The organism is Sphaerotilus sp. (genome assembly GCF_034519685.1).
In the GTDB taxonomy this organism is placed as follows: domain Bacteria; phylum Pseudomonadota; class Gammaproteobacteria; order Burkholderiales; family Burkholderiaceae_C; genus Sphaerotilus.
The window spans coordinates 1352727-1377150 of the sequence record NZ_JAXHOF010000003.1; the positions used below are offsets into that span (position 1 = coordinate 1352727).

At 66.1% G+C, this 24424-nt stretch carries 24 protein-coding genes and 2 pseudogenes; 16 read left to right on the forward strand and 10 right to left on the reverse strand.

The features are described 5' to 3' along the window. Window positions 1–3 precede the first annotated feature (3 nt). Together U5O44_RS09975 and U5O44_RS09980 are read right to left on the reverse strand one after the other, a co-directional pair. Window positions 4–921, reverse strand: a complete 918-nt coding sequence (locus tag U5O44_RS09975) for an NAD(P)-dependent oxidoreductase (RefSeq protein WP_322588275.1) — start codon at window positions 919–921, stop codon at window positions 4–6. Window positions 922–980: 59 nt separating this feature from the next. Next, window positions 981–2720, reverse strand: coding sequence for an IlvD/Edd family dehydratase (locus U5O44_RS09980; protein WP_322588276.1), 1740 nt, complete (start codon window positions 2718–2720; stop codon window positions 981–983). A gap of 150 nt (window positions 2721–2870) precedes the next feature. On the opposite strand from U5O44_RS09980, the gene U5O44_RS09985 reads away from it, so the two are divergent. The 3 genes from U5O44_RS09985 (at window position 2871) to U5O44_RS09995 (ending at window position 4622) form a co-directional block, all read left to right on the forward strand. Beyond that, window positions 2871–3794 carry a 2-hydroxyacid dehydrogenase gene (locus tag U5O44_RS09985; protein ID WP_416222164.1) on the forward strand — a complete coding sequence of 308 codons (924 nt, stop codon included), beginning with the start codon at window positions 2871–2873 and terminating at the stop codon, window positions 3792–3794. A 134-nt stretch (window positions 3795–3928) separates the two neighbouring features. After that, the gene (locus tag U5O44_RS09990) at window positions 3929–4360 is read left to right on the forward strand and encodes a hypothetical protein (protein ID WP_322588278.1); all 432 of its coding nucleotides are present in this window, start codon (window positions 3929–3931) and stop codon (window positions 4358–4360) included. A gap of 1 nt (window position 4361) precedes the next feature. Next, window positions 4362–4622 carry a hypothetical protein gene (locus U5O44_RS09995; protein WP_322588279.1) on the forward strand — a complete coding sequence of 87 codons (261 nt, stop codon included), beginning with the start codon at window positions 4362–4364 and terminating at the stop codon, window positions 4620–4622. A gap of 27 nt (window positions 4623–4649) precedes the next feature. Here U5O44_RS09995 and U5O44_RS10000 read toward each other — a convergent pair whose 3' ends face one another. Further along, window positions 4650–5663 carry an IS701 family transposase gene (locus tag U5O44_RS10000; protein WP_322586630.1) on the reverse strand — a complete coding sequence of 338 codons (1014 nt, stop codon included), beginning with the start codon at window positions 5661–5663 and terminating at the stop codon, window positions 4650–4652. 257 nt (window positions 5664–5920) lie between these two features. Between U5O44_RS10000 and U5O44_RS10005 the strand changes: the two genes are divergently transcribed. After that, window positions 5921–7063: an ISAs1 family transposase gene (locus U5O44_RS10005; RefSeq protein ID WP_322588280.1), complete on the forward strand. Its 1143-nt coding sequence runs from the start codon at window positions 5921–5923 to the stop codon at window positions 7061–7063. Window positions 7064–7397: 334 nt separating this feature from the next. Further along, window positions 7398–7679, forward strand: a pseudogene (locus U5O44_RS10010) (dihydrofolate reductase family protein); the annotation flags it as partial. Between the two features lie 28 nt (window positions 7680–7707). On the opposite strand, the gene U5O44_RS10015 reads toward U5O44_RS10010, so the two are convergent. Both U5O44_RS10015 and U5O44_RS10020 read right to left on the reverse strand, forming a co-directional pair. Then, on the reverse strand, window positions 7708–8223 hold the full coding sequence (locus U5O44_RS10015; protein ID WP_322588281.1) for a GNAT family N-acetyltransferase: 516 nt from the start codon (window positions 8221–8223) through the stop codon (window positions 7708–7710). Further along, a complete protein-coding gene (locus U5O44_RS10020; protein ID WP_322588282.1) occupies window positions 8220–8474 on the reverse strand; it encodes a type II toxin-antitoxin system TacA family antitoxin in 255 nt (84 codons plus the stop codon). The genes U5O44_RS10015 and U5O44_RS10020 overlap by 4 nt, the downstream gene beginning before the upstream one ends. Before the next feature lie 213 nt (window positions 8475–8687). Here U5O44_RS10020 and U5O44_RS10025 point away from each other — a divergent pair, with 213 nt between their 5' ends. Genes U5O44_RS10025 through U5O44_RS10060 form a run of 8 tightly spaced genes read left to right on the forward strand, consistent with a single transcriptional unit; the run spans window position 8688 to window position 15978 of the window. Further along, window positions 8688–10073: an ABC transporter substrate-binding protein gene (locus U5O44_RS10025; RefSeq protein WP_322588283.1), complete on the forward strand. Its 1386-nt coding sequence runs from the start codon at window positions 8688–8690 to the stop codon at window positions 10071–10073. A gap of 13 nt (window positions 10074–10086) precedes the next feature. Beyond that, window positions 10087–10947 carry a carbohydrate ABC transporter permease gene (locus U5O44_RS10030; protein ID WP_322588284.1) on the forward strand — a complete coding sequence of 287 codons (861 nt, stop codon included), beginning with the start codon at window positions 10087–10089 and terminating at the stop codon, window positions 10945–10947. Then, a complete protein-coding gene (locus U5O44_RS10035) occupies window positions 10944–11804 on the forward strand; it encodes a carbohydrate ABC transporter permease (protein WP_322588285.1) in 861 nt (286 codons plus the stop codon). Before U5O44_RS10030 ends, U5O44_RS10035 begins: the two co-directional genes overlap by 4 nt. A gap of 30 nt (window positions 11805–11834) precedes the next feature. Then, window positions 11835–12890, forward strand: coding sequence for an ABC transporter ATP-binding protein (locus tag U5O44_RS10040; protein ID WP_322588286.1), 1056 nt, complete (start codon window positions 11835–11837; stop codon window positions 12888–12890). A gap of 14 nt (window positions 12891–12904) precedes the next feature. Next, on the forward strand, window positions 12905–13417 hold the full coding sequence (locus U5O44_RS10045; RefSeq protein WP_322588287.1) for a gluconokinase: 513 nt from the start codon (window positions 12905–12907) through the stop codon (window positions 13415–13417). 10 nt (window positions 13418–13427) lie between these two features. Beyond that, a complete protein-coding gene (locus tag U5O44_RS10050) occupies window positions 13428–14210 on the forward strand; it encodes a FadR/GntR family transcriptional regulator (RefSeq protein WP_322588288.1) in 783 nt (260 codons plus the stop codon). Further along, window positions 14207–15229: a D-erythronate dehydrogenase gene (denD, locus tag U5O44_RS10055; protein ID WP_322588289.1), complete on the forward strand. Its 1023-nt coding sequence runs from the start codon at window positions 14207–14209 to the stop codon at window positions 15227–15229. Before U5O44_RS10050 ends, denD begins: the two co-directional genes overlap by 4 nt. After that, window positions 15226–15978 (forward strand): SDR family NAD(P)-dependent oxidoreductase, encoded by a 753-nt coding sequence (locus tag U5O44_RS10060; RefSeq protein ID WP_322588290.1) that lies wholly within the window; start codon window positions 15226–15228, stop codon window positions 15976–15978. The genes denD and U5O44_RS10060 overlap by 4 nt, the downstream gene beginning before the upstream one ends. Window positions 15979–16015: 37 nt before the next feature. On the opposite strand, the gene pmbA is transcribed toward U5O44_RS10060, so the two are convergent. Continuing rightward, window positions 16016–17413: a metalloprotease PmbA gene (gene pmbA, locus U5O44_RS10065; RefSeq protein WP_322588291.1), complete on the reverse strand. Its 1398-nt coding sequence runs from the start codon at window positions 17411–17413 to the stop codon at window positions 16016–16018. A 61-nt stretch (window positions 17414–17474) separates the two neighbouring features. On the opposite strand from pmbA, the gene yjgA reads away from it, so the two are divergent. Both yjgA and mog read left to right on the forward strand, forming a co-directional pair. Then, the gene (yjgA, locus tag U5O44_RS10070; RefSeq protein ID WP_322588292.1) at window positions 17475–18113 is read left to right on the forward strand and encodes a ribosome biogenesis factor YjgA; all 639 of its coding nucleotides are present in this window, start codon (window positions 17475–17477) and stop codon (window positions 18111–18113) included. Then, a complete protein-coding gene (gene mog, locus U5O44_RS10075; RefSeq protein WP_322588293.1) occupies window positions 18106–18726 on the forward strand; it encodes a molybdopterin adenylyltransferase in 621 nt (206 codons plus the stop codon). The genes yjgA and mog overlap by 8 nt, the downstream gene beginning before the upstream one ends. Before the next feature lie 9 nt (window positions 18727–18735). On the opposite strand, the gene U5O44_RS10080 is transcribed toward mog, so the two are convergent. The 4 genes from U5O44_RS10080 to U5O44_RS10095 all read right to left on the reverse strand — a co-directional run bounded on the left by U5O44_RS10080 (window position 18736) and on the right by U5O44_RS10095 (window position 23259). Next, on the reverse strand, window positions 18736–20391 hold the full coding sequence (locus U5O44_RS10080) for a right-handed parallel beta-helix repeat-containing protein (protein WP_322588294.1): 1656 nt from the start codon (window positions 20389–20391) through the stop codon (window positions 18736–18738). A 96-nt stretch (window positions 20392–20487) separates the two neighbouring features. Beyond that, a complete protein-coding gene (gene cysE / locus U5O44_RS10085; RefSeq protein WP_322588295.1) occupies window positions 20488–21267 on the reverse strand; it encodes a serine O-acetyltransferase in 780 nt (259 codons plus the stop codon). 101 nt (window positions 21268–21368) lie between these two features. Further along, on the reverse strand, window positions 21369–22487 hold the full coding sequence (locus U5O44_RS10090; protein ID WP_322588296.1) for an acyltransferase family protein: 1119 nt from the start codon (window positions 22485–22487) through the stop codon (window positions 21369–21371). 7 nt (window positions 22488–22494) lie between these two features. Beyond that, the gene (locus tag U5O44_RS10095) at window positions 22495–23259 is read right to left on the reverse strand and encodes an RNA methyltransferase (RefSeq protein ID WP_322588297.1); all 765 of its coding nucleotides are present in this window, start codon (window positions 23257–23259) and stop codon (window positions 22495–22497) included. A 165-nt stretch (window positions 23260–23424) separates the two neighbouring features. Between U5O44_RS10095 and U5O44_RS10100 the strand changes: the two are divergent. Further along, window positions 23425–24339: pseudogene (locus U5O44_RS10100) on the forward strand (inositol monophosphatase family protein); the annotation flags it as partial. Window positions 24340–24424: the final 85 nt, after the last annotated feature.

Here is a 24424-nt window from a genome sequence, read left to right on the forward strand (position 1 = left end):
TCCTCAGGTCGGAGTCGAGGGGGTCGGGCGCGGCACCAGGGCCACGCCGTTGAGCTGTTCCTGCGCCTCGATCAGCGAAGGCACGAATCGGTCACCGTAGCCGAGCACGCACGCCTGCACCAGCGACTGGTGGACCGCCTGCCCGATCCACGCCGGCACGCCCAGCCCCTCGGCGAGGTGGCCGTAATAGCGCACGTCCTTGCGCGCGTTGTCGAGGCTGAACTTCAGGCCGTCGAGCCGCCCGTCCAGCGCGGGCGCCATCATCTGGATCAGCCCGCAGTTCACCGGCCCGCCCGAGATCACCTCGATCAGCTTCTTCGGATCGAGTCCGGCGCGGGCGGCCACGCCAAGCGCCTCGGCGGTGGCGTTGCAGATCGCCTGGGCGATGAAGTTGTTCAGCAGCTTGACGGTGTGGCCCGCGCCGGGGCCGCCGACGTGGAAGACGTTCTCGGCGAAGCAGCGCAGCAGCGGCTCGATGCGCGCGAACACCTCCGGCTCGGCGCCCACCATCACGTTGAGCATCCCCGCCTCGGCCTGCACCGGCGAGCGCCCGAGTGGCGCATCGACCAGCACCACGCCCGCAGCCGCCGCCTGTTCGCGCAGCCGCGCCGTCGAGGCCGGCTCGCTGGTCGAGCAGTCCACGACGACCAGCCCCGGCCGCGCCCCGGCCAGCACGCCGTCCGCGCCGCCCAGCACCGCCTCCACCTCCGGCGAGCCGGTGACACAGAGGAACACCACCTCGCAGGCCCGCGCCAGCTCGGCCGGCGACGCCGCTTCGACGGCACCCGCTGCCAGCAGGTCCGCCACCGGCTCGCGCCGCTGGCGCAGCGTCAGCCGCAGCGTGTGGCCACGGGCCTGCAGGTTCCTGGCCATGCCGTGGCCCATCATGCCGCTGGCGCCGATGAATCCGATGTCTGCCATGTGAGGCTCCGCTGGTACGTCAGGACAGGTCGATGCAGGTCAGGCCAGTGCAGGACAGGTCAGTGGTTGTCCTTGGGCACCGCGCTGCCGCGCTTGCCGCGCAGGAAATCGAGGTCGGCGCCCTCGTCGGCCTGCAGCACATGGTCGATGTAGAGCTTCCAGTAGCCGCTGTCCATCGGCGGCACCGGCGGCGTCCACGCCGCGCGGCGCGCCTCCAGCTCGACGTCGTCCACATGCAGGTGCAGCCGCCGCCCGACCACGTCCAGCGTGATGAGGTCGCCGTTGCGCACAAGGGCCAGCGTGCCGCCGGCCGCCGCCTCGGGCGCGGTGTGCAGCACGACGGTGCCGTAGGCGGTGCCGCTCATGCGGGCGTCGCTGATGCGGACCATGTCGGTGATGCCCTTGCGCAGCACCTTGGGCGGCAGCGGCATGTTGCCGACCTCGGCCATGCCGGGGTAGCCCTTCGGCCCGCAGTTCTTCAGCACGAGGATGCAGGTCTCGTCCACGTCGAGGGCCTCGTCGTCGATGCGGGCGTGGAAGTCGGTCGAGTCCTCGAACACCACGGCGCGGCCGGTGTGCTGCATCAGCGCGGGCGTGGCCGCGCTCGGCTTGATGACCGCCCCGCGCGGCGCGAGGTTGCCGCGCAACACCGCGATGCCGGCGTTCGCCTTGAACGGCGCGTCGAAGGTCTTGATGACACGCGGGTCGAAGTTCTCGGCCGAGGCGATGTTCTCGGCCACCGTCTGGCCATTGGCCGTGACGATCTCCGTGTGCAGCAGGTGGGCGATCTCCTTCATCACCACCGGCAGCCCGCCCGCGTAGCAGAAGTCTTCCATCAGGTGCTGGCCCGACGGCTGCAGGTTCAGCAGACACGGCAGCTCGCTGCCCAGCCGGTCGAAGTCGTCGATCGACAGCGGCACGCCGATGCGCCCGGCGATGGCGATCAGGTGGATCACCGCGTTGGTGCTGCCGCCGATGGCCGCCAGCGTGCGGATGGCGTTCTCGAAGGCTTCGCGGGTGAGGATCTGCGAGAGCTTCTGGTCATCGTGGACCATCTGCACGATGCGCCGCCCGGCCTGGCGCGCCAGCACGTTGCGCCGCCCGTCCACCGCCGGATAGGCCGCGTTGCCCGGCAGGCCAACGCCGAGGGCTTCGACCATCGACGCCATCGTGCTGGCCGTGCCCATCGTCATGCAGTGGCCGTGGCTGCGGTGCATGCAGCTTTCGGCCTCGAAGAAGTCCTGGAGTTTCAGCGTGCCGGCGCGGACCTGCTCGCTCATGCTCCACACGCCGGTGCCCGAGCCGAGTTCCTGGCCGCGCCACTTGCCGTTGAGCATCGGGCCACCGGAGACGCCGATGGTCGGCAGGTCCACGCTGGAAGCGCCCATCAGCAGGCTCGGCGTCGTCTTGTCGCAGCCCATCAGCAGCACCACGCCGTCGATCGGGTTGCCGCGGATCGACTCCTCCACATCCATGCTGGCGAGGTTGCGGTAGAGCATCGCGGTCGGGCGCATCAGCGTCTCGCCGAGCGACATCACCGGGAATTCGAGCGGGAAGCCGCCCGCCTCGTACACGCCGATCTTGACCTGCTCGGCCAGCGTGCGGAAATGCGAGTTGCAGGGGGTCAGCTCGCTGAAGGTGTTGCAGATGCCGATGACCGGGCGGCCGTCGAACTGGTCATGCGGCACGCCCTTGCCCTTGACCCAGCTCCGGTAGGCGAAGCCGTCGCGGTCCTGGCGGCCGAACCATTGCTGGCTGCGGAGTTCCTCGGGGCGCTTTTTCTTGTTCGGGGTGGTCATCGGCGTGCTCGTTAATCCCGTGTCGGGCTAGGAAAGTGCGCGTCGATACTATGGTATGACGAATGACGACCGTCCCCGTGGAATCCCTTGGAGCCTGAGTTGAGCGAACACACCACCCCTTTGAACCCCTCCTTCGAAGTCCTGGCCGTGATGCGGATGAGTCCGCTGCTGGAGCCGCTGCTGCGCGCGCAGTTCACGGTGCACGACCGGCTGCACGAGTCCGACCCGGCCGCGTTCGAGGCCGTGGCGCCGCGCATCCGCGGCATCGCGGCCAGTGGCGAGAGCCGGGTCGGCGCCGAGCTGATGGACCGGCTGCCGGCGCTGGAGATCATCTCGGTGATGGGCGTCGGCTATGACGGCATCGACGTGGCGGCGGCGAAGGCGCGGGGGGTGGTCGTGACGCACACGCCGGACGTGCTGAACGACGACGTGGCCGATCTGGCGCTGGGGCTGATGCTGGCGGCGTCGCGGCAGTTGGTGGCGGCGGACCGGCATGTGCGCGAGGGGCGGTGGGCGGCGCAGGGGCCGATGCCGCTGGCGCGCAAGCTGTCGGGGTCACGGCTCGGCATTCTGGGCATGGGGCGCATCGGGCAGGCGATCGCGCGGCGGGCGCTGGCGTTCGACATGACGGTGGCGTACCACACGCGCACGGCGCGGACGGACGTGCCGTATCCGCATGTGGCGTCGGCGGTCGAGCTGGCGGCGCAGAGCGATGTGCTGTGCGTCATCACGCCGGGCGGGGCGGCGACGCGGCATCTGGTGAACGCCGAGGTGATGGCCGCGCTCGGGCCGCAGGGGCTGCTGGTGAACGTGGCACGGGGGTCGGTGGTCGATGAGGCGGCGCTGATCGAGGCGCTCGAATCCGGGGCACTGGGCGGCGCGGCGCTGGATGTGTTCGCGGATGAGCCGAATGTGCCGGAGCGGTTGCGGGCACTGCCGCAGGTGGTGTTGACGCCGCACATTGGCAGTGCGACGAACTCGACGCGGGGGGCGATGGCGGGGTTGGCGGCGGGGAATCTGAGGGCGAAGGCAGCTCGCGAGGCGGTGGTGACGGCGGTGCCGGAGTGTCGGTGAAACGCAGACCTACACTAGGTATCGTGTGATAGAATTTTTCATCTTCAGAACTTACTGTAAAGCCTTTGATAAGCTTCAAATCACTCAATAAAATTTGCATTTTAAATATATAGTAGCATCAAGAAAAAGTCATCATGAAAAAAGAATTTCACACAATTTATCAAGAATTATCCACAAACTATTACAAAGCAAAAATAAACAATAAACACAACAAAAGATCTTCCGCACAATCCACCAAAGAAAAATTGAAGGTCATAATCAATAGCGCAATTATTGAGCTTAATATACAAGACAAAATCAGGCCAGATGCGGTTCATTTTTTAATAATCAATTTCCATCAAATGATTGTTATGCCAATAACTGCGAAAATTCTTGCTAAAAAAATACTCCAAAATACCAGTTTATACAATCAAGATATAATGTGGCCCGCCATTCACGACGACATCAAAATAATTCTTGCCGATGCAGCACGCCAGTCCAATGAAATCACTGGCCATACGTTACTAAGCTCGGCAGCGAGGCAGTACGACAACATGAAAACATCTCGAATGGAAGTATGGGGATAAAATGAAGGAAGATCTACGTACCGCTGTCAGCTTATCTGTCACCTTGAGTGGCCAGTTAGTTCAAGCAACGGTTTCCCTTTTAACAGCACAAGTCGCATATGTGGCATATGCTTTAGCATCGAGAGAAACTGTACCAGTTTACTTTGAAGGCACAGCCTTTTTTACGCTTTTATTTTTCATCGGCAGCATTTATCTTTCAGGAAGGGCGATTACCAGGGCGATCGCATCTAAATTAGGACTTACGCAAGTTGAACTCAGTTAGCACAGAGCTTGGACTTTTGTAGCCATCTCAAATGTACGCCATCGGCACTGACGGTCGAGCTATTTCCTGCCGCATGTAATTCGACATCATCGCCTTCTTGATGCTGTAGATATTCGTCCTCATGTCTCTGGCCAGCGCGGACAGATGGTTCCACGCCAAGATGACACAGGCAATGTGATTCCTCTGCGCCCTGGCAGATCGACACTGGCATTTCTCCATGCCCAGCACCTGCTTGACCTCCCGGTGATACTGCTCGATCTTCCACCTGATCGCGCAGATCTCTCGCGTGTCGTCCACCGAAGTCTGTTCCAGATCATTGGTCACCACCCATTCCGTGCGACCGTTTCCCGTCGCCACCCGAAACAGCTTGACCTTGAGGCTGCCTGGAAACTTGTTCACCTTGACGAGCTTGCCGTGCGCGGCGCCTTGGTCGCTCCACTGCAACTCACTGACGGCCTGATAGGGCGCCTGCGCCTGACTGTCATCGACCAGGCGATTGCTCTTGAGCGGGCAGTAGAAGATCTTGCCCGCACGATGGATGTGCACCATCAGCTCCTTGGTGGCGTACCAGGAGTCCATCAGCACCACGCGGAATGGCAGCTTCTTGCCCGTCATGGCCTCGTCGAACATCTCCTGGACGTGCTGGAGCTTGGTCTTGTGGTCCACCTGCGGGGCGAACACTCGCCAGTCGATGATCCAGTAGCGACCGCTGCGGGGGTTGACGTACAAGCAGTTGACCACACCGATGCCCTTGATCAGGCCATGGGCATTGCCGCTGTACTGCCGCCGCACCAGCTCGATCGCATGGGAGTGGTTCTTGTCCGAGACGCTGTCGTCGAACAGCAAGAAAGCGTTCGGATCAGGTTCGATGGATTTCTCCACCTGCTCCCAGACGATGGCAGGCGTTATGTTTTCGTCTTGCAGGTAACGGTTGATGGCGTCATGCGAGAAATGCGGGTGATGGTCGGCGAAGTAGGTTTGGGTATAGTTGGTCTGGGTGGAGATCAGAAACTGACAGTAGTCGCGTCTTGTCGGCTTCATCATGGCTCCTGTTGAGTTGAGGCAAGCCAATTGTAGGCATATTTAATGAATCCGAACAGCCAGTTGAAACAAGATATTTCAGTGCACATCGGGTGCCGGATCAATCCATGGATCAGAATATGGCACTCAAAACTCAGTTGAGTTTGAAAGTTTCTTTTGCGTAAGTCCTATAAATTTTCTGTCGTGAGGCACTGAGCGCGGCCACAGGGCGAGCGTGCAAACTGAGGTTCCGAAGACAGGAAGCTGAGTGAGCGACGATGAGCGAGAAGGCGAAGCTGGGCCTGCTGGAGCACTTTGCGCAGGTGCCGGACCCGAGGATGATGCGCACGAGGCGGCACGGGCTGCTGGACATGCTGGCGATGTCGGTGTGCGCGGTGATCGGCGGAGCAGACTGCTGGACGGAGGTGGTGAGCTTCGCACGAGCGCGCCGTGGATGGTTTGAGACGTTCCTGGAGTTGCCCAACGGGATTCCGTCGCACGACACGTTCGCGCGGGTGTTCCGACTGTTGGACGCGGACGCGCTGGAAGGGGCGTGCGTGCAGTGGTTGCGCGGGGTGGCGGGCGCGGTGGACGGGGTGGTGGCGATCGACGGCAAGAGCGTGCGGGGCTCGGCTGACGGGGGCCGGCATCCGCTGCACGTGGTGAGCGCGTGGGCGGCGCAGCGGGGGCTGCTGCTGGGGCAGGTACGCACCGAGGAGAAGTCCAACGAGATCACGGCGATTCCGGCGCTGCTGAAACTGCTGAGCGTCAAGGGGTGCATCGTGACGATCGACGCGATGGGGTGCCAGAAGGCGATCGCCGGGGAGATCCGCAAGGCCGAGGCGGACTACGTGCTGAGCTTGAAGGCAAACCATCCGACGCTGCACAACGATGCGTCGCTGCTGATGCAGGTGTGCGTGGACAACGGGTTTGCGAACCGCAAGCACGCCTATCACCTCAGCGACGAGGGCAAGTGCGCGCATGGGCGCATGGAGCGGCGCGAACACTGGGTGATCGAGGTGCCGGAGCATCTGAGGAAGAAGGCGGCGCAGTGGCCGGGGCTGCAGACGCTGGCGATGGTGCGCCGGCACCGTCAGGTGGGCGACAAGTGCAGTGTGGAGGACAGCTACTACCTCAGCAGTCTGGGCTTGAGCGCGGGGGCGAAGGTGGTGGCGGATGCGGTGCGCAGCCACTGGGCAGTGGAGAACGCGCTGCACTGGTCGCTGGATGTGGGCTTCCGCGAGGACGCCAGTCAGGTGTGCAAGGACAACGCGCCGGCCAATCTGGCGGTGATCCGACGCATCGCGCTGACGCAGATCAAGCGGGAGAAGACCCTCAAGCTGGGCGTTCAGGGCAAGCGCCGCACCGCTGGGTGGGATCTGGACTACCTGGAGACGGTCTTGGGGATGGTCAGAATTTAGATGCGATCGCCCTGGGGCGATTACCGAAGCTAGAAATTCTGGTGCATCGGGGAATTGGAATTTATCAGCCGGGAAAAATTTCTTCGACTTGCAGGCATGGTCTTTAATTCTAGGCGTCTTAACACTAGCCGTAACAATATTATTAAGCGGAGAAACAAAGGATTCTGAACTCGATAAAAAAGTTGAGATTTTAGAAAAAAAATTAATTGCCCTTGAAATAGCAAGCCATGGGGAATTTCAGAAAATACATTCCGCAATTAAGGCAAAAGAAACCCAAGTCGACCAAAAAACAAAGTAGAATCCAGTAACAGTCTCATGCAAATATATTAACCGCATGAAAACCCAGTTCTACACCGCCTCCAGCCTCGACGGCTTCATCGCCACCGAAGACAACTCGCTCGACTGGCTGTTCCCGCTGGGTGACATCAACGACACAAGCTACCCAGCCTTCATCGCCGAGGTCGGCGCGCTGGCCATGGGCGCGCATACCTACGAATGGATGCTGCGCCACGCCCAGACCGTCGCCGCCGAAACCGGCTCGGCGTGGCCGTACACACAACCCACCTGGGTGTTCTCGACCCGCACCCTGCCCGCCATCCCGGGCGCCGACCTGCGTCCAAGAGTAGCGGCCTGTCACCGCCCAGTCACCGGATCGCCGACAACGGAATGAACATCGGCGACGGGTCCGGACGCTTGTCACCCTCCAGCAGCCAGAAGCCCAGTCGCTGATAGAAGGAAACCGCCCCGGCATCCGCATCCAGGTACAGGCCATAACTGCCGATGTCCTGCGCACTGCGCTTGACGACATCAAAGGCATGGTTCATGAGGTGGCGACCATGACCATTTCCTGCGTCACTCGCCTGGATACCCAGCATGATCAGGCGAATGCAGGGAATGATTCGGGGAAGTGACCCCAACTGCATGGCAGAAAACACGGAGATCGGAACGGAATGGTTGGCGATCGTGTAGAAGCCGACAAATCGGTCGAGGCCACCGTCTTGCCCTTCCTCCAGCATCACATAGGCCACGCTGAGCCCCTGCTTGACCTGCTTTTTCAGCGAGTCCTTGACAAACTTGTTGACCAGGTGCAATCCGCAATCGAACTGATTGAAACCAGCGTACTTGACGGCCGGGTCAAAGCGGTCAATCACGAAACTCATTCGCCGCGCACCTTCACGCGAGGCTGGCTGCGCAGGGCGATCATCGCTTCAGTGGGTTCAGGTGGTGCCTGCAGCAGTTTCACGAGTTGCCGCTGCCCCTCGGCAGACAGCGTGATCGCCGTGTGGTCGCGCAAGATGGTGCGCGCCTTCTCGATCGCCGACGCCAGCATGAAAGCGGACAGATCCATCCCGTCCAGGATGGCCGCCTTGCTGAGCAACTCTTTCGTTTCCCTCGTCGTCTTCAGTTCCATGCGTGCGTCTTTGAGTGTCATGGCTCTCATGAGGCCTCCGTACAAAAAGAAAAAAGGAGCACCGAAATCATACGGCCATCGCCCGTACCAATCAAGTCACTATGCGGCTGACCCTTACGGGATTCCCCGTTAACCACAGGTCATCATTCATCATACGATCGCCGCACCCCCTTCGGGACATCAACCGTGACGAACGACACGAGGAGACACGCGATGCAGGCGAAGACATGGATGAGCAGCGCCCTGGCCGCTGCGGCACTGCTGGCGATGGCGCCGGCCCAGGCTCAAACCTCCGAGACCCTCACCGTCTGGTGGGGCAAGGGCTTCTACAAGGCTGAGGACGATGCGCTGTTCGCGGCCATCAAAAAGTTCGAGGCCAAGAACAAGGGCGTCAAGATCGACCTGTCGCTCTACGCGCCCCAGGAAATGATCCCGAAGTCGGTCGCCGCACTGGACGCCGGCAACCCGCCCGACGTGGCCTATGGCGACGTCTACGACTTCCAGGTCACCGCCAAGTGGGCCTACGACGGCAAGCTCGAAGACGTCTCGTCCATCATCGACCCGCTGCGCAACAAGTTCGAGGCCCAGGCGCTGTCCACCACTTTCTTGCTGAACAACACCGACGGCAAGCGTGCCTACTACGCCTACCCGATCAAGCAGCAGACCATGCACATCCAGTATTGGAAGGACATGCTCGCCGACGCTGGTTTCAAGCCCAGCGACATCCCGACCAACTGGAAGGACTACTGGAGCTTCTGGTGCGAGAAGGTCCAGACCGGCTACCGGCAGAAGACCGGCAAGCGCGCCTTCGGCACCGGCTTCCCGATGGGCGTCGATTCGAGCGACTCGTTCTTCTCCTTCCTGACCTTCATGGACGCGCACAACGTCAAGCTGGTCAACGACTCCGGCAAGCTGCTGGTCGACGACCCCGCCGTGCGCCAGGGCCTCATCAACGCGGTCACCGACTACACCTCGGTCTACGCCAAGGGCTGCACCCCACCGTCCTCGACCAGCTGGAAGGATCCGGACAACAACGTCGCCTTCCACAACAAGACCATCGCGATGACCCACAACGCCACGATCTCGATCGCGGCGAAATGGCTCGATGACATGAACAACGCCACCCTGACCGAGGCACAGCGCGCCGAAGCCAAGAAGAATTACACCGAGCTGATCGCCACCGCTGGCTTTCCGACCAAGCCCGACGGCACGAAGATGCAGTACCGCGCCGCCGTCAAGACCGGCGTGATCTTCAAGGACGCGAAGAAGAAGGATCTGGCCAAGAAGTTCGTCGCCTTCCTGCTCGACGACGCTAACCTGACCCCGTATGTCGAAGGCTCGCTCGGACGCTGGTTCCCTGTGACCAAGGCAGCACAGGAAAGCGCATTCTGGAAGGCCGATTCCCACCGTCTGGCGGTCTACAACCAGTTCAAGTCGGGCACGGTGCCGTTCGAATTCACCAAGAACTACAAGTTCACGGTGCTGAACAACGAAAACGTCTGGGCCAAGGCGATGAACCGGGTGCTCAGCGAGAAGGTGCCAGTGGACAAGGCCGTGGACGAGATGATCGCCCGCATCAAGACCGTCGCCGCCAACTGACCCGGATCGTGTCGTGACCGCCACCGCCCTGCCCGCCGCCGAACGGCCGAAGTCACGTACCAGCACCTGGACCTTCTGGGGCCGGCTGCTGCTGGTGCCCTACGTTCTGGTGTTCCTTGTCTTCGTGCTGTTCCCGGTGGGTTACGGGCTGTGGCTGGCGCGTGATCCGCAGAACTACGTCAAGCTCGCGGAAGACCCGATCTTCTTCCGCACCGTCGTCAACACCGTCATCTTCCTGCTGGTGGCGGTGAACCTGAAGATGGTGATCGCGCTGGGCCTGTCGGGCTTCTTCGTGCAGACCCGCTGGTGGATCAAGGCGCTGTCGCTGGTGTTCATCCTGCCGTGGGCGGTGCCGTCGATCCCGACCATCCTGTCGGTGCGCTTCATGCTCAACCCAGAGTGGGGGGTCATCAACAGCACCTACTTCAGCATGACGGGGCTGGACGGCCCGAACTGGCTGAACGAGCCGACGCTGGCGCTGTGCCTGTCGATGTTGATGCACATCTGGAAGTCGCTGCCGTTCTGGACCGTGATCCTGATCGCGGGTCGGCTGGCGATCCCGACCGAGCAGTACGAAGCCGCCAGCGTGGACGGCGCCACCCGCTGGCAGAAGTTCCGCTTCATCTCGTGGCCGGCGATGCGCGACCTCTACCTGACCTGCACGCTGCTGTCGATGATCTGGACGCTGGGCGACTTCAACAGCGTCTACCTGTTGACCGGAGGCGGGCCTGCGGACCTGACGCATGTGCTGGCCACGCTGGGCATCCGCTACCTGCGGCTCGACCAGATCGAACTGGCGATGGCCTCGATCGTGGTGGCCCTGCCGCTGGTGCTGCCGATGGTCGGCGTGATGATGAAGAGGCTGTCCAAATGAGTCGCCGAAGCAAGTTCTCCTGGAAGGCCGTCTCTCGGGAGGCACAACTGCTGCTGGTCGGCATCCCTGTGCTGCTGTGGACGCTGCTGCCGATCTACCACCTCGTGCTGTTCGCGATCTCGCCGCGCGACAAGGCCACCTCGGGCCGCCTGTGGCCCGAGTCACCGACGCTGCAGAACTTCGACGTGGTGTTCGGGCAGAAACATTTCTACCTCGCCCACTTCTGGACCCAGCTCGGCAACTCGCTGTTCATCGCCCTCTCGGTCGGCGCACTCACGCTGTTCGTCGCCACCTGTGCGGCGTTCTCGATCAGCCGGCTGCGGGTCAAGGGCGGGCGCACAGTGATGAACCTCGCCCTGTTCACTTACTTCATTCCGGCCGCCTTCCTCGCCGTGCCGATGTACAAGACGATGGCGACCTACGGGCTGCTGAACAACCGCTGGTCGCTCATTCTGGCGATGGTGACGATCGCCTCGCCCTACTGCATCTGGGTGCTCAAGCAGGCGTCCGACAAGCTGCCCTGGGAGCTGGACGAGGCCGCGCGCATCGACGGCGCGTCGCCGATGCAGCTGTTCCGGCTCGTGTACCTGCCGCTGATGGTGCCGTCGCTGGTCGCCGTCGGGACGTATGCACTGCTGCTGGCGTGGAACGAGTATCTGTATGGTTTCCTGCTGCTGTCGAAGGAAACCGACCTGACGCTGGCGGTAGCGCTCGGCAACTTCCTCGCGGCGGACGACTCGCCCTGGGAGCTGCTGATGGCCACCGGCCTCGTCTACGCGCTGCCCCCAGCGGCGATCTACTACGCCTTCAAGCGTTACATGGTGTCCGGCCTGACGGCGGGCGCGGTGAAGAGCTGAGTTGGTCTGAGCTAGCTAAGAAAGAACCCGATGGCTTCCGTATCGTTCCGCAACGTCCAGAAAACCTATGGCGGCAAGGTCAAGGTGCTGCACGGCCTGAGCTTCAACATCGTCGATGGCGAGTTCGTCGTGCTGGTGGGTCCGTCCGGTTGCGGCAAGAGCACACTGCTGCGCATGCTCGCTGGGCTGGAGGAGATCACCGACGGCGAGATCCTGATCGACAACACCATCGTCAACGACCTGGAATCCAAGGACCGCGACATCGCCATGGTCTTCCAGAGCTACGCGCTCTACCCGCACATGACCGTCGGCGAGAACATGGGCTTCAGCCTGCGCCTGCGCAACGCGCCGCAGAGCGAGATCGACCGCCGCGTCGGCGAGGCGGCCAAGATCCTGAACCTCGACACCCTGCTGCACCGCCACCCGCGCGAACTCTCCGGCGGCCAGCGCCAGCGGGTCGCGATGGGCCGGGCGATCGTGCGCGACCCGAAGGTGTTCCTGTTCGACGAGCCGCTGTCCAACCTCGACGCCAAGCTGCGCGTGGCGATGCGCGCCGAGATCAAGGCCCTGCACCAGCGCCTGAAGACCACCACCGTCTACGTCACCCACGACCAGATCGAGGCGATGACGATGGCCGACCGCATCGTGGTGATGCACGACGGCATCGTCGAGCAGATCGGCACGCCGCTGGAGCTGTTCGACCGGCCGGACAACCTGTTCGTCGCGCAGTTCATCGGCTCGCCGGCGATGAACGTGTTCAGCGGCACGGCGCGTGGCGACACGGTCGAAGCGCTAGGCGCGCGCTGGCCGCTGCCACCGGACGCCGCCCGCGCGGCCGACGGCACGGCGGTGCATTACGGCATCCGCCCGACCGATCTCTCGCTGGCGCCCCAGGGCATCGCGGCCCGCGTGGTCGTGGTCGAGCCGACCGGCGCCGAGACCGAGCTGCTGGTGCAGATCGGCGACACGCAGCTGGTCGTCGTCATCCACGACCGCACCGACGTGCAGCCGGGCGACACCGTCCACCTCGTGGTCGAAGCCACCAAGGCGCATGTCTTCGACAGCCAGTCGCAACAGCGCCTCTGACACACCACGCGACGATGCCCAGCACCGAGACGCCGCGACTGCCCGTCATCGTCGTGATGGGCGTGAGCGGCTGTGGCAAGTCCACATTCGGCCTGGCGCTCGCCCAGGCGCTCGGCGTGCCCTACATCGAAGGCGACGCGCTGCACCCGCCGCGCAACGTGGCGCTGATGGCCGCCGGCACGCCGCTGACCGACGCCGACCGCGCCGGCTGGCTCGACGTGATCGGCGACCGGCTGGCGCAGGCGGGTGAGCACGGCGCGGTGGTGGCCTGCTCGGCGCTGCGGCGCGTCTACCGCGACCGGCTGCGCACGGCATCGCCGGGCCTGCGTCTGGTCTACCTGGACGGCGACCCGGCGCTGCTCGCCGAGCGCATCGGCCAGCGCACCGGCCACTACATGCCACCGGCGCTGCTGCCGAGCCAGCTCCAGACGCTGGAGCCCCCGGACCCGGACGAAGCGGCGCTCACATTCGACATCGCGCAGCCGCCCGAGGCGCTTGTCAGGCGGGCGCTGCAGGCGCTGCGCTAGGCTCGCCGCCATGAAAACGAACCAGAACGTCCTTGGTCAGACACTCGACCAGCTCGGTGAAGCCATCGTCTGCGGCCGCCACGCCCCCGGCAGCACCATCCCGCCCGAACCCGTGCTCGGTGAACAGCTCGGCGTCAGCCGCACCGTGGTGCGCGAGGCCATCAAGTCGCTGGTCGCCAAGGGACTCGTCGTCACCGGGCCGAAGGTGGGCACGCGCGTGCTGCCCGCCGACCAGTGGAACTGGTTCGACCAGTCGGTCGTGCGCTGGCACACCCGGGTCGGGCTGTCGCACGAGTTCCTGCGCGACCTGCAGGAGCTGCGCCGCGTGGTCGAGCCCGCCGCAGTGCGCCTGGCCGCCACGCGCGCCACCGCCGACGACCTCGCCGAGATCGAGACCGCCTACGCCGGCATGAAGCACGCCATCGAACACGGCGGCGACTACGTGACACACGACCTGCGCTTCCACCAGGGCCTGCTGCGCGCCTGCCACAACCGCATGCTGGTGCAGATGAGCAAGGCGCTCGGCGCGCTGCTGCGCACGAGCTTCGAGCTGTCCACCGCCAAGCCGCACGGCCCGGCGCAGTCGCTGCCGCTGCACCGCGCGGTGCTCGACGCCGTGCTCGCCCACGACGCGGACGGGGCCGAGCGGGCGGCGCTGGTGCTGATCGACGGGGCTTACGAAGACATCCAGGCCGTGCTCGCCTCGCGGCGGACCCTGCCGTCGCTCGCTGCCCAGGCATCACCCCTCAAGGCGCCGCTGCCACCCCCTCCCCTCGCTTCCCTGTTGCCATGAACCTGCTCATCACCGGCGCGGCCGGTTTCCTCGGCGCGCGGCTGGCGCGCACGCTGCTGGCCCGCGGCACGCTGGGCGGCCGGACGGTCCGGCGCCTCGTGCTCACCGACCTGTTCGACCCGCCCGCCGACCTGCTCGCCGACGCCCGGGTCGAGGCCCGCACAGGCCCGCTGCTGGTACAGACCGCGGCGCTGCGTGATGAACATTTCGACGGCGTGTTCCACCTCGCCTCGGCCGTCTCCGGCGAATGCGAGCTGGACTTCGACCTCGGCATGGCGTCCAACCTCGACTCGACACGGGCGCTGCTCGACGCGCTGCGCCATCGGGTCACGCAGCAGGGCGATGCGCCCACCCGGCTGGTGTTCGCCAGCTCGGTCGCGGTCTTCGGCCCGGACGAGGACCACCCGCTGCCCGCGCTCGTCACCGACGCCACGCTGCCCACGCCGCAGACCAGCTACGGCATCCAGAAACACGTCTGCGAGCACCTGATCGCCGACTACACCCGCAAGGGCTTCCTCGACGGCCGCGCCGCCCGGCTGATGACGGTGACCGTGCGCCCGGGGCGGCCCAACGGCGCGGCGTCCTCGTTCTTCAGCGGCATCGTGCGCGAGCCGCTGGCGGGGCTGGAGGCCATCTGTCCGGTGGACCCGGACGTGTCGCATCCGCTGACCTCGCCGCGTGCGACGGTCGAGGGGCTGATCCGCGTCTTCGAGTGCAGCCGCGCCGAGTTCGGTGGCCGCACCGCGCTGAACCTGCCCGCGCTCAACCTGACGGTGGCGCAGATGCTCGACGCGCTGGAGGCGGTGGCGGGGCCGGCCGTGCGGGCGCGGGTGCGCTTCGAGCGCGACGAGCGCATCGCCGGCATCGTGGCGCGCTGGCCAGCGGGCGCCACCGCCGAGCGCGCCGCGCGGCTCGGCCTGCAGCCCGAAACCGCGTTCGAGGACATCATCCGGCAGTACATCGCCGACCACGCCGACCATCCCACCGCCTTGCAAGGCCTGGAGCGCCCATGCGCATGAACCAGATCGACCTCCACGGCCGTGTCGCCGTCATCACCGGCGGTGCCCAGGGCATCGGCTACGCCACCGCCGAGCGGCTGCTGCGCTCGGGCGCCACGGTGGTGCTGTGGGACGCCGACGCGGCGCGCCTGCCGGACAGTGTCGCGGCGCTGTCGGCGCTGGGGCCGTGCCACGGGCTCGTGGTCGAGCTGACTGAGGAGGCGTCGGTGACCGAGGCCACGGCCCGCACCGTGGCCGACCATGGCGGCATCGACCTGCTCATCAACAACGCCGGCATCACCGGCGGCAATGGCCCGACCTGGGCGCTGCCGCCGGACGTGTGGCGCCGGGTGCTGGAGGTGAATCTGGTGGCGCCGTACCTGACCTGTCGGGCGGTCGTGCCGGGGATGGTCGCGCGCGGCTGGGGGCGCATCGTCAACATCGCCTCCGTCGCGGGCAAGGAAGGCAACCCCAACGCCAGCCACTACAGCGCGTCCAAGGCCGGCCTGATCGCGCTGACCAAGTCGCTGGGCAAGGAACTGGCGCAGACCGGCGTGCTGGTCAACGCCATCACGCCGGCGGTGGCCAAGACGGCGATGTTCGACCAGATGACGCAGCAGCAGATCGACTACATGCTCGGCAAGATCCCGATGGGCCGCTTCGTGCAGCCCGACGAGATCGCGGCGATGGTGGCGTGGCTGTGCAGCGAGGACTGCTCGTTCACGACCGGCGGGGTGTTCGACATCACGGGCGGTCGGGCGACGTACTGAGCCGGAGCCGCCAAACGCGGCAGCGGCAGCGCCGGGATCAGCTCCCGGCCACCATCATCTTGTCGACCAGCACCGAGCCGATGGTCTTGCTGCCCATCGTGTACTCGTCCGCGCCGACGGCGACGATGCCCTTGAACATCTCGCCGAGGTGGCCGGCGATGGTGATCTCCTCGACCGGGTAGGCGATCTGGCCGTTCTCGACCCAGAAGCCCGCCGCGCCGCGCGAGTAGTCGCCGGTCACGTAGTTGACGCCCTGCCCCATCAGCTCGACCACGAACAGGCCGCGGTGCAGCTTGCGCAGCATGGCGTCCAGGTTGTCGCCGGCGGCGGTCAGGCGGCTGCGCAGGTGCAGGTTCTGCGAGCCGCCCGCGTGGCCGGTGGTCTTCATGCCGAGCTTGCGCGCGGAGTAGCTCGACAGAAAATAGCCCTGCGTCACGCCAGCATCCACCACCTTGCGCGCCCGGGTGCGCACGCCTTCGTCGTCGAACGGGGCGCTGCCCTTGGCCTTGCGGATGTGCGGGTCTTCGTCGATGTCGATGTGGTCGGGGAAGATCGGCTGGCCGAGGCTGTCGAGCAGGAAGGTCGCCTTGCGGTAGAGCGCGCCGCCGCTGGTGGCCTGCACATAGGCGCCCAGCAGCCCGGCCGCCACCGTCGACTCGAACAGCACCGGCATCTCGCCAGTCGGAATCTTGCGGCCCTTCAGGCGCGAGAGCGCGCGCTGCGCGGCGTAGCGGCCGACCGCCTCGGGCGAGGCCAGGTCGGCGGCGTCGCGCATCGAGCTGTACCAGGCGTCGCGCTGCATGTCGCGGCCACGGCCGGCGATGGGCGAGACCGAGATCGAATGGCGCGAGCTGGCGTAGCCGCCGCAGAAGCCGCGGCTGTTGGCGGTGTAGAAATGCGACTGCTGGGCCGACACGCCCGCACCGTCCGAGTTGGTGATCATCGGGTCGGTGGACAGCGCCGCCGCCTCGCAGCGCAGCGCGAGTTCGGCCGCCTGCTCGGCGTTGACCGACCACGGGTGGAACAGGTCCAGGTCACACTCCGCCGCCCAGCCCAGCGCCAGATCGGACGCTTCGGGCAGGCCCGCGGCGCTGTCCTCGGCGGTGAAGCGGGCGATGTCGTAGGCCGCCTGCACCGTCTGGCGCAGCGCGGCGGGCGAGAAGTCGGAGGTGCTGGCGTTGCCGCGGCGCTGGCCGAGGTAGACCGACACGCCGATGGCCTTGTCGCGGTTGCGCTCGACGTTCTCGATCTTGCCCTTGCGCACCGAGACCGACAGGCCGGCGCCCTCGGACACCTCGACCCCCGCGTCCGTCGCGCCGAGCGATCTGGCCACCGCCAGGGCGTCCTCGACCAGGGTGCGGAACTGGTCCCGCGTGTAGGAAAAACCGGAGTCGGGACGGGTCATCGCGGCAGTCGTGTCGGTCGTGGCAGTCATGTACGGGTCGGGCCGGTGGTGGTCACTCGTATCATAGCGGTCGCTTTCATCCCGCCTGCCCATGCCTGCCCACGAACACTTTGACCACGACGACGAATTCGCGCCCGCACGGGACGATGATTTCGCCGACCGACCGAGCAAGACCCGGCTCAAGAAGGAGATGCACGACCTCCAGGCGCTGGGCAAGGAGCTGATCGAGATGCCGGATGCGCGCCTGACCGCGCTGGGCATGCCCGAGTTCCTGCTCGACGCGCTGCTGCAGCTCAAGCGCACCCGCTCGCACGAGGGCCGCCGCCGCCAGTGGCAGTACGTCGGCAAGCTGATGCGCCGCGTCGATGCCGAGCCGCTGCGCGAGGCGGTGGCCTCGTTCAAGGTGCCCGGCGCACGGGAGACGCTGGCCCTGCACACCGCCGAGCGCTGGCGCGAGCGCCTGCTGGCCGAGGACGACGCCCTCACGCAATGGATGGCCGAGCACCCCGACACCGATGCGCAGTCGCTGCGCACGCTGATCCGCAACACCCGCAAGGAACAGCTCGCCGCCGCTGCCGCACAACCCCACGACGGCGTCATCGAGCGCAAGGGCCGCGCCTACCGCGACCTGTTCCAGCGCATCAAGTCGGCGCTCGAAGCCGCCGCCAAGGCGGACGAACAGGCGGCCGCACTGGACGATGGCGATGACGAGGAAGACGACGATGAGTGACCTGACCAACGCCGTGGCCACCCTGCCGCCACCGGAGCCGGTGCGCATCGGACTGGTGTCCATCAGCGACCGCGCCAGCAGCGGCGTCTACGAGGACAAGGGGCTCCCGGCCCTGCAGGACTGGATGGCCCGCGCGCTGCACAACCCCGTCACCTGGGTCACCCGGCTGATCCCCGACGAGCAGGACGGCATCAGCGCCACGCTGCGCGAGCTGGTCGACGTGCACCAGTGCAACCTCGTGCTGACCACCGGCGGCACCGGCCCGGCGCTGCGCGACGTGACGCCCGAGGCGACGCTGGCGGTGGCCGACAAGGTGATGCCCGGCTTCGGCGAGCAGATGCGCCAGATCAGCCTGCGCTTCGTGCCGACGGCGATCCTGTCGCGCCAGGTGGCGGTGATCCGCGGCCAGGCGCTGATCCTGAACCTGCCCGGCCAGCCGAAGTCGATCGCCGAGACGCTGGAGGGGCTGCCGAACGCGGTGCCGCCGTGTCCGGGCATCTTCGCGGCCGTGCCCTACTGCCTCGACCTGATCGGCGGGCCGTACATCGAGACCCGCGACGCGGTCTGCAAGGCGTTCAGGCCGAAGACGGCGCAGCGGCCGCCGCGCGGCTGAACGACGGCGTCAAGGCAGCTCGGTCGCCCCCAGATCGGCGGCCGCGCCCCGCACACCACGGGGCTGCGAGCGTCCGCTGGCGTCCAGTTGCCACTCGACCCGCACCGCCAGCGGCCCCGCCACCGCCGCATCCACCAGCGCACTGCCCGCCTGCGGCACCCAGCCGCCTGCCACCAGCGGCGAGCGCAGGCCCGTCAGCGGCGGCGCCGGCACATTCAGTTGCCCGCCCACCGTGTGCCATTGGTCGATGTCCTGCCAGCCGATCGACAGCCAGTTGCGGCCCAGGTTCAGCACGCCCCCGCTGGTCCAGGCGGGACCGACCGACTGGCTCATGCGCAGGCTCTTCTCGGCCACGGTGCTGGCGAACACGAAGGCGTTGTTCCAGACCTCGGCACGCTCCTCGGTGGTCGAGAGCTGGAACACCGCCGCGCTGCGCCCGGTGACGATGACCGTGTTGTGGAAGAAGTACAGCGTTCCCTTGCGGTAGACCGGCTCGCCCCAGGATGCCCCGGGTGTGCTGCCGTAGTGGTCACCGCCGTAGTGGATGAGGCTGCCGGTCTCGCCGTTCTTGCGGATCTGGTTGCCGTAGACCAGCGTGGTGCGGTAGTCGGCCCGGGACATGGCCAGCAGCGGGAAATCCTCCGCTTCGACGAGGTCGAGGGCGCGTGCGCCCTCCTCGATGCGGTTGTAGCGGACGACCAGCCCCGCCGAGCGGTCCTTGATCGCGTTGCCCCGGGCGCCCGGGCGCAGCGGTCCGAAGACGTTGTGCTCGATCACCACGCCCAGGCCCTGGGTGTAGGTGTTGTGCTCCGATTCGCTGCCCGCCAGCCCGTTGCCATGGACCACGTTGCCGACGATGCGCAGGTTCTCGGTGATCGCGCCGCTGCCGTCGTCGGTGGTGCGGCTGAAGACACCCATCACACAGTCGGTCAGTTCATTGTCGGCAATGGTGATGTGGACGCCCCGGTCGATCCAGAGGCAGGCGCCAAAGTCCGAGTAGGGCTTCACCGCCCCGGCTGCATCGCGGAAACGGTAGGCCGGCTGGGCATGGGTGAACCGGAGTCCGTCGATCTGGAGGTGGGACGGTCGCTCGGTCCAGGCCTGCGAGGCCAGCTTCGTGACCATCACGAGCGCACGGCTCTGCTGGATCTCGCTCACGTTGTCGCCCAGCGCTGCGGCCAGCGCCGGGCGGGTCGTGGCGTCCTGGCCATCGATCACCGGCCGCTCGCCATTCGGACCGCGCACGCCACAGACCCGCACGGGCCGGGCGGCCGTGCCCTGTGCCGCGAGCACGAACTTGCCGCGGTAGGGGGTGGCGCGGTGAAAGATGCGCACGGTGTCACCCGGAGCCAGACGCTCCCAGGGAACATCGTCCAGCGCCGCCAGCGCCTGGCCGGGTCCGACGGTGTAGTCCACACCCGATCCGGACGGCTCACAGGCCGGCCAGGCCACCAGGGGACGCTCGTCCGGCGCGGGAAACGGTGCGGTCATCGGCTCGACATTGGACGCCATCGACACCGCCGTGCCACCGCGCGCGGCCACCGATGCGGCATCGCTCGCCCCCCCGCCGCAGCCAACCAGAAACAAGGCCAGCGTCACAGCCAAGGCAGGCATGCCGGCACGCACGCCAGGGGAAGCGTCGGACTGGAGTCGACTGGATTGCATGCACGGTCCCGACACAGAATGTAACGGGACGTAAGGTAGCGCGGAACGCCTCCGCCTACCTTGGCTGGTGCTTTTCAGTACCGCCGGAAAACTGCGCTACTTGACGAGACGGTTCAGGCGCTCTGCGTCGAACTGTTCGGTGGTGTGGGCATCCTGCGGCACACACGCATCGACGGGCAGCTCGCGCGACCGGGCGGACAGCTTCTCGATCGCCTGCCACAGCAAGGCGATCTGGTGCTCATGGCCCGAGGCGTTGTCGATCAGCCCCTTCATCGCCTGCGCGACCGGGTCTTCGCCCTGCGTCACGCCGTAGGCGGAGAAGCCCATGCGGGCGGCGACGGCCTCGCGCTGGGCATCCACCTGGGCAGCGATGATGCGCGCCGGATTGCCGACCGCCGTGGCCCCTTCCGGCACCGGCTTGGTCACGACCGCCCCGGATCCGACCCGGGCACCATCGCCCACCGTGAAGCCGCCGAGCACGCTGGCATGCGCGCCGACGATCACGCCTTTGCCCAGCGTCGGATGCCGCTTGGCACCCTTGACGAGCGAGGTGCCACCCAGCGTGACACCCTGGTAGATGGTGCAGTCGTCGCCGACTTCAGCCATCTCGCCGATCACCACGCCCATGCCATGGTCGATGAAGACACGGCGGCCGAAGGTGGCACCGGGGTGGATCTCGATGCCCGTGAAGAAGCGTCCCAGATGCGACAGGAAACGCCCGGGCCAGCGCAGTCCGCGCACCCAGCACCAGTGCGCCATGCGCTGGATCCACAGCGCATGCAGGCCCGGATAGCAGGTCACCACCTCGAAGGCCGACCGGGCGGCCGGATCGCGTTCCAGGATGCAGGCGATGTCTTCTTTCAGGCGACGGAACATGGCGGTCTCGGGAGGACGGACAGGGGTTCCGAGTGTAGGCGCGGCAGGAAAACCGCGCCTGACATGGTCGGTCGCGCGCGAACCGGGCAGCCCCGGCCCGATCAGCGCATGGCGGCGCGAGGCTCCATCTCGTTCGCCGCCATGGCCGAGGCCGGGTCCACGGCAGACGAGCGCTTGCGGGGCGCAACCAGCGCACGCAGCCATCCCGACATCGGCCGCTCGATCCAGTGGTGGACCATCCAGGACACCCCCACCACCGCCGCGACCACCAGCAGCACCCGCAGATGGAAGTCCAGCGCCCGCCAGGACTCCACCGGGGCCATCAGGGCGATGTAGCCGATGTTCTGGTGCAGCAGGTAGACCGGGTAGGTCAGCACCCCGAACCAGAACACCAGCGGCGAGGCCCGCATCTGCAGCTTGCCGCTGACCATCGCGAGGAACAGGGCATAGAACAGCGTCAGGCAGAGCATGACCTGCGCCGGCAGGCCCAGCCAGACCACCTCATTGCCCAGCTTCGCCCCCGCCGCACCCACCCAGCCGTACCACAGCGTCAGACCGAAGGACCACAGCAGCAGCAGATAGCGCTGCAGGTTCCAGCCCTTGCGGCTGACACGGTAGAACAGCATCCCGGCGGAGAACAGCGGCGCCCAGCGCACATCGAGCCAGAATTCCAGCGGGTACATCGGCCGCAGCGCGTTCACGCTGGACAGCAGCAGCCAGACCCCGACCCAGCGCTCGACCCGGCGCAACTGGCCAAAATGCAGCAGGGCGATCACCATCAGGTAGAACTGCAGCTCCACCGCCAGCGACCAGTAGGCCCCATCCACGAACTCGACCTGCACCCACTGCGGCACCATCGTGAGGTTGACCAGCACCTGCGACGGCGTCACCGCGAACGACTCGCTGCCAGCCGACCATGTCACCACCCCCGTCAGCAGCACGCTCACCCAGAACGCCGGGTACAGCCGCGCCACCCGCGACGCCACGAAGCCACGCACGGTGGTGCCCTGTGCGCTCATCAGGATCACGAAGCCGCTGATCATGAAGAACAGGTGCACCCCCAGATGGCCGAGCGCTGCCAGCGACTGCAGCCAGGGCCAGGTGGTGTCGACCAGCCAGCCGCCCTGCTGTCCGCGGTGCAGGAAATGGAAAGCGACCACGGCCAGACAGGCCAGGCCGCGCAAGAAATCGAGCTGGTGGAAACGGGGTGCTGCGTGCATGCCCGAATCATGTTGGCGCGCCCCCCCCAGCATCGAGGACGGATTTTGCAATTCCGCGCAAAATGTGAATTTCTTCCACGCTCAACTGCGTTCGATTGCACAGTTGGTTCAATCTAGGCAACAGTTTTCGCGGAACTTTCGGATCCAGGAAGCCGATCCGGACCAGCGCCTCCTCCCAGTGCGCCAGCGCGCCTTGCACCATGTCCGCCGACGCCAGCCGCGGGTCGCGCGTGCGCGGCGTCACCGCGAAACCGCCCAGCGCCTGCCGCCAGTCGTAGGACAGCAGTTGCACCGCCTGCGCCAGGTTGAGCGAGCCGTAGTCCGGATTGGTCGGGATCGACAGGCAGACATGGCAGCGGTACACGTCCTCGTTCGACAGGCCGTAGCGCTCGCTGCCGAAGACGAAGGCGACGCTGGCTGCGCTGGCGGCGAGTTCCTCGAAATACGGGCGCGGCGCCACGGTCGGCGGGCCGAAGTCGCGCGGCGTCATCGCCGTGGCGCAGGCGACCTGCACGCCATCGAGCGCCTCGTCCAGCGTGGCGACGATGCGCGCCCGCACGAGGATGTCGGCCGCGCCGCTGGCCATCGCCACCGTTTCCTCCTGGCTGAGCACATTGCCAAAACGCGGCGCCACCAGCACCAGATCGGTGAAGCCCATCACCTTCATGGCCCGGGCGGTGGCCCCGACATTGCCCGGGTGGCTGGTGTTCACCAGCACGAATCGGGTGGAATCGGGCGTCGAAGCCGGGGTGGAGGTCGTGGAATCTGGCATGGGAGGGTCGCGAATGGATCAAAGCACCGTAAAATGGACGGTTATCTTAGGCCCGCAGCACCGCACTGCACGCCCCCGCTCTTTCCTACCGCCAGCCCCTTGCCTTGTCGCCGCGCGTGCCGCGCCGCGACCATCCGCCATTCGAGCCCCCGGAGTTCCATCGCCATGTCGCAAACCAACTTGCATCCCATGCTCAACATCGCCATCAAGGCCGCACGCGCGGCCGGGGCGATCATCAACCGGGCCAGCCTCGACGTCGACCGCCTGACGGTCACCAGCAAGGGGCCGAACGACTTCGTCACCGAAGTCGACCAGGCGGCCGAGCGCGCCATCATCGAGACCCTGCTGACCGCCTACCCGGACCACGCCATCCTCGCCGAGGAATCGGGCCGTTCCATGGGCTCGCAGACCAGCGACTACGTCTGGATCATCGACCCGCTGGACGGCACCACCAACTTCATCCACGGATTCCCGCAGTACGCGGTGTCGATCGCGCTGGCGTTCAAGGGCAAGGTCGAGCAGGCCGTCGTCTACGACCCGGCGCGCAACGACCTGTTCTACGCCACCAAGGGCCGCGGCGCGTTCCTGAACGACAAGCGCCTGCGCGTGTCCAAGCGCATCCGGCTGGCCGACTCGCTGATCGGCACCGGCTTCCCCTTCCGCAAGGGCGACAACTTCAAGCGCTACCTGAAGATCATGGAAGAGCTGATGCCGCTGTGCGCCGGCCTGCGCCGTCCGGGGGCCGCGGCACTTGACCTGTGCTACGTCGCCGCGGGCTGGTACGACGCCTTCTTCGAGACCGGCCTGAGCCCGTGGGACGTGGCGGCAGGCTCGCTGATCGTCACCGAAGCGGGCGGTCTGGTCGGCAACTTCACGGGCGAAGCGGACTTCCTGTACCAGCGCGAAGTGCTGGCTGGCTCGCCCAAGGTCTACGCACAACTGGTCCCGGTCCTGGCGCCCTACACCCGCGTGATCACCGAAGACGACGCTGCGCCCGCCGCCCCGACCCCGGCCGCGGCCACCCCCAAGACCCGCACCCCCAAGGTCCGCGCCAAATCCACCACCCCCGGCACGGACACCATCGCGCCGACCCGCAGCAGCTCCTCGACGCTGACGCCACTGGACGTGTTCATCGCCGAGACGCAGCCGGAACTGGTCGCCGAGC

Bases quoted from the DNA above. Each gene is read 5' to 3' on its own strand.
- U5O44_RS09975 (WP_322588275.1), bottom strand. From the start codon at position 921: ATGGCAGACATCGGATTCATCGGCGCCAGCGGCATGATGGGCCACGGC.
- U5O44_RS09980 (WP_322588276.1), bottom strand. From the start codon at position 2,720: ATGACCACCCCGAACAAGAAAAAGCGCCCCGAGGAACTCCGCAGCCAG.
- U5O44_RS09985 (WP_416222164.1), top strand. From the start codon at position 2,871: ATGCGGATGAGTCCGCTGCTGGAGCCGCTGCTGCGCGCGCAGTTCACG.
- U5O44_RS09990 (WP_322588278.1), top strand. From the start codon at position 3,929: ATGAAAAAAGAATTTCACACAATTTATCAAGAATTATCCACAAACTAT.
- U5O44_RS09995 (WP_322588279.1), top strand. From the start codon at position 4,362: ATGAAGGAAGATCTACGTACCGCTGTCAGCTTATCTGTCACCTTGAGT.
- U5O44_RS10000 (WP_322586630.1), bottom strand. From the start codon at position 5,663: ATGAAGCCGACAAGACGCGACTACTGTCAGTTTCTGATCTCCACCCAG.
- U5O44_RS10005 (WP_322588280.1), top strand. From the start codon at position 5,921: ATGAGCGAGAAGGCGAAGCTGGGCCTGCTGGAGCACTTTGCGCAGGTG.
- U5O44_RS10015 (WP_322588281.1), bottom strand. From the start codon at position 8,223: ATGAGTTTCGTGATTGACCGCTTTGACCCGGCCGTCAAGTACGCTGGT.
- U5O44_RS10020 (WP_322588282.1), bottom strand. From the start codon at position 8,474: ATGGAACTGAAGACGACGAGGGAAACGAAAGAGTTGCTCAGCAAGGCG.
- U5O44_RS10025 (WP_322588283.1), top strand. From the start codon at position 8,688: ATGCAGGCGAAGACATGGATGAGCAGCGCCCTGGCCGCTGCGGCACTG.
- U5O44_RS10035 (WP_322588285.1), top strand. From the start codon at position 10,944: ATGAGTCGCCGAAGCAAGTTCTCCTGGAAGGCCGTCTCTCGGGAGGCA.
- U5O44_RS10040 (WP_322588286.1), top strand. From the start codon at position 11,835: ATGGCTTCCGTATCGTTCCGCAACGTCCAGAAAACCTATGGCGGCAAG.
- U5O44_RS10045 (WP_322588287.1), top strand. From the start codon at position 12,905: ATGCCCAGCACCGAGACGCCGCGACTGCCCGTCATCGTCGTGATGGGC.
- U5O44_RS10050 (WP_322588288.1), top strand. From the start codon at position 13,428: ATGAAAACGAACCAGAACGTCCTTGGTCAGACACTCGACCAGCTCGGT.
- denD (WP_322588289.1), top strand. From the start codon at position 14,207: ATGAACCTGCTCATCACCGGCGCGGCCGGTTTCCTCGGCGCGCGGCTG.
- U5O44_RS10060 (WP_322588290.1), top strand. From the start codon at position 15,226: ATGAACCAGATCGACCTCCACGGCCGTGTCGCCGTCATCACCGGCGGT.
- pmbA (WP_322588291.1), bottom strand. From the start codon at position 17,413: ATGACTGCCACGACCGACACGACTGCCGCGATGACCCGTCCCGACTCC.
- yjgA (WP_322588292.1), top strand. From the start codon at position 17,475: ATGCCTGCCCACGAACACTTTGACCACGACGACGAATTCGCGCCCGCA.
- mog (WP_322588293.1), top strand. From the start codon at position 18,106: ATGAGTGACCTGACCAACGCCGTGGCCACCCTGCCGCCACCGGAGCCG.
- U5O44_RS10080 (WP_322588294.1), bottom strand. From the start codon at position 20,391: ATGCAATCCAGTCGACTCCAGTCCGACGCTTCCCCTGGCGTGCGTGCC.
- cysE (WP_322588295.1), bottom strand. From the start codon at position 21,267: ATGTTCCGTCGCCTGAAAGAAGACATCGCCTGCATCCTGGAACGCGAT.
- U5O44_RS10090 (WP_322588296.1), bottom strand. From the start codon at position 22,487: ATGCACGCAGCACCCCGTTTCCACCAGCTCGATTTCTTGCGCGGCCTG.
- U5O44_RS10095 (WP_322588297.1), bottom strand. From the start codon at position 23,259: ATGCCAGATTCCACGACCTCCACCCCGGCTTCGACGCCCGATTCCACC.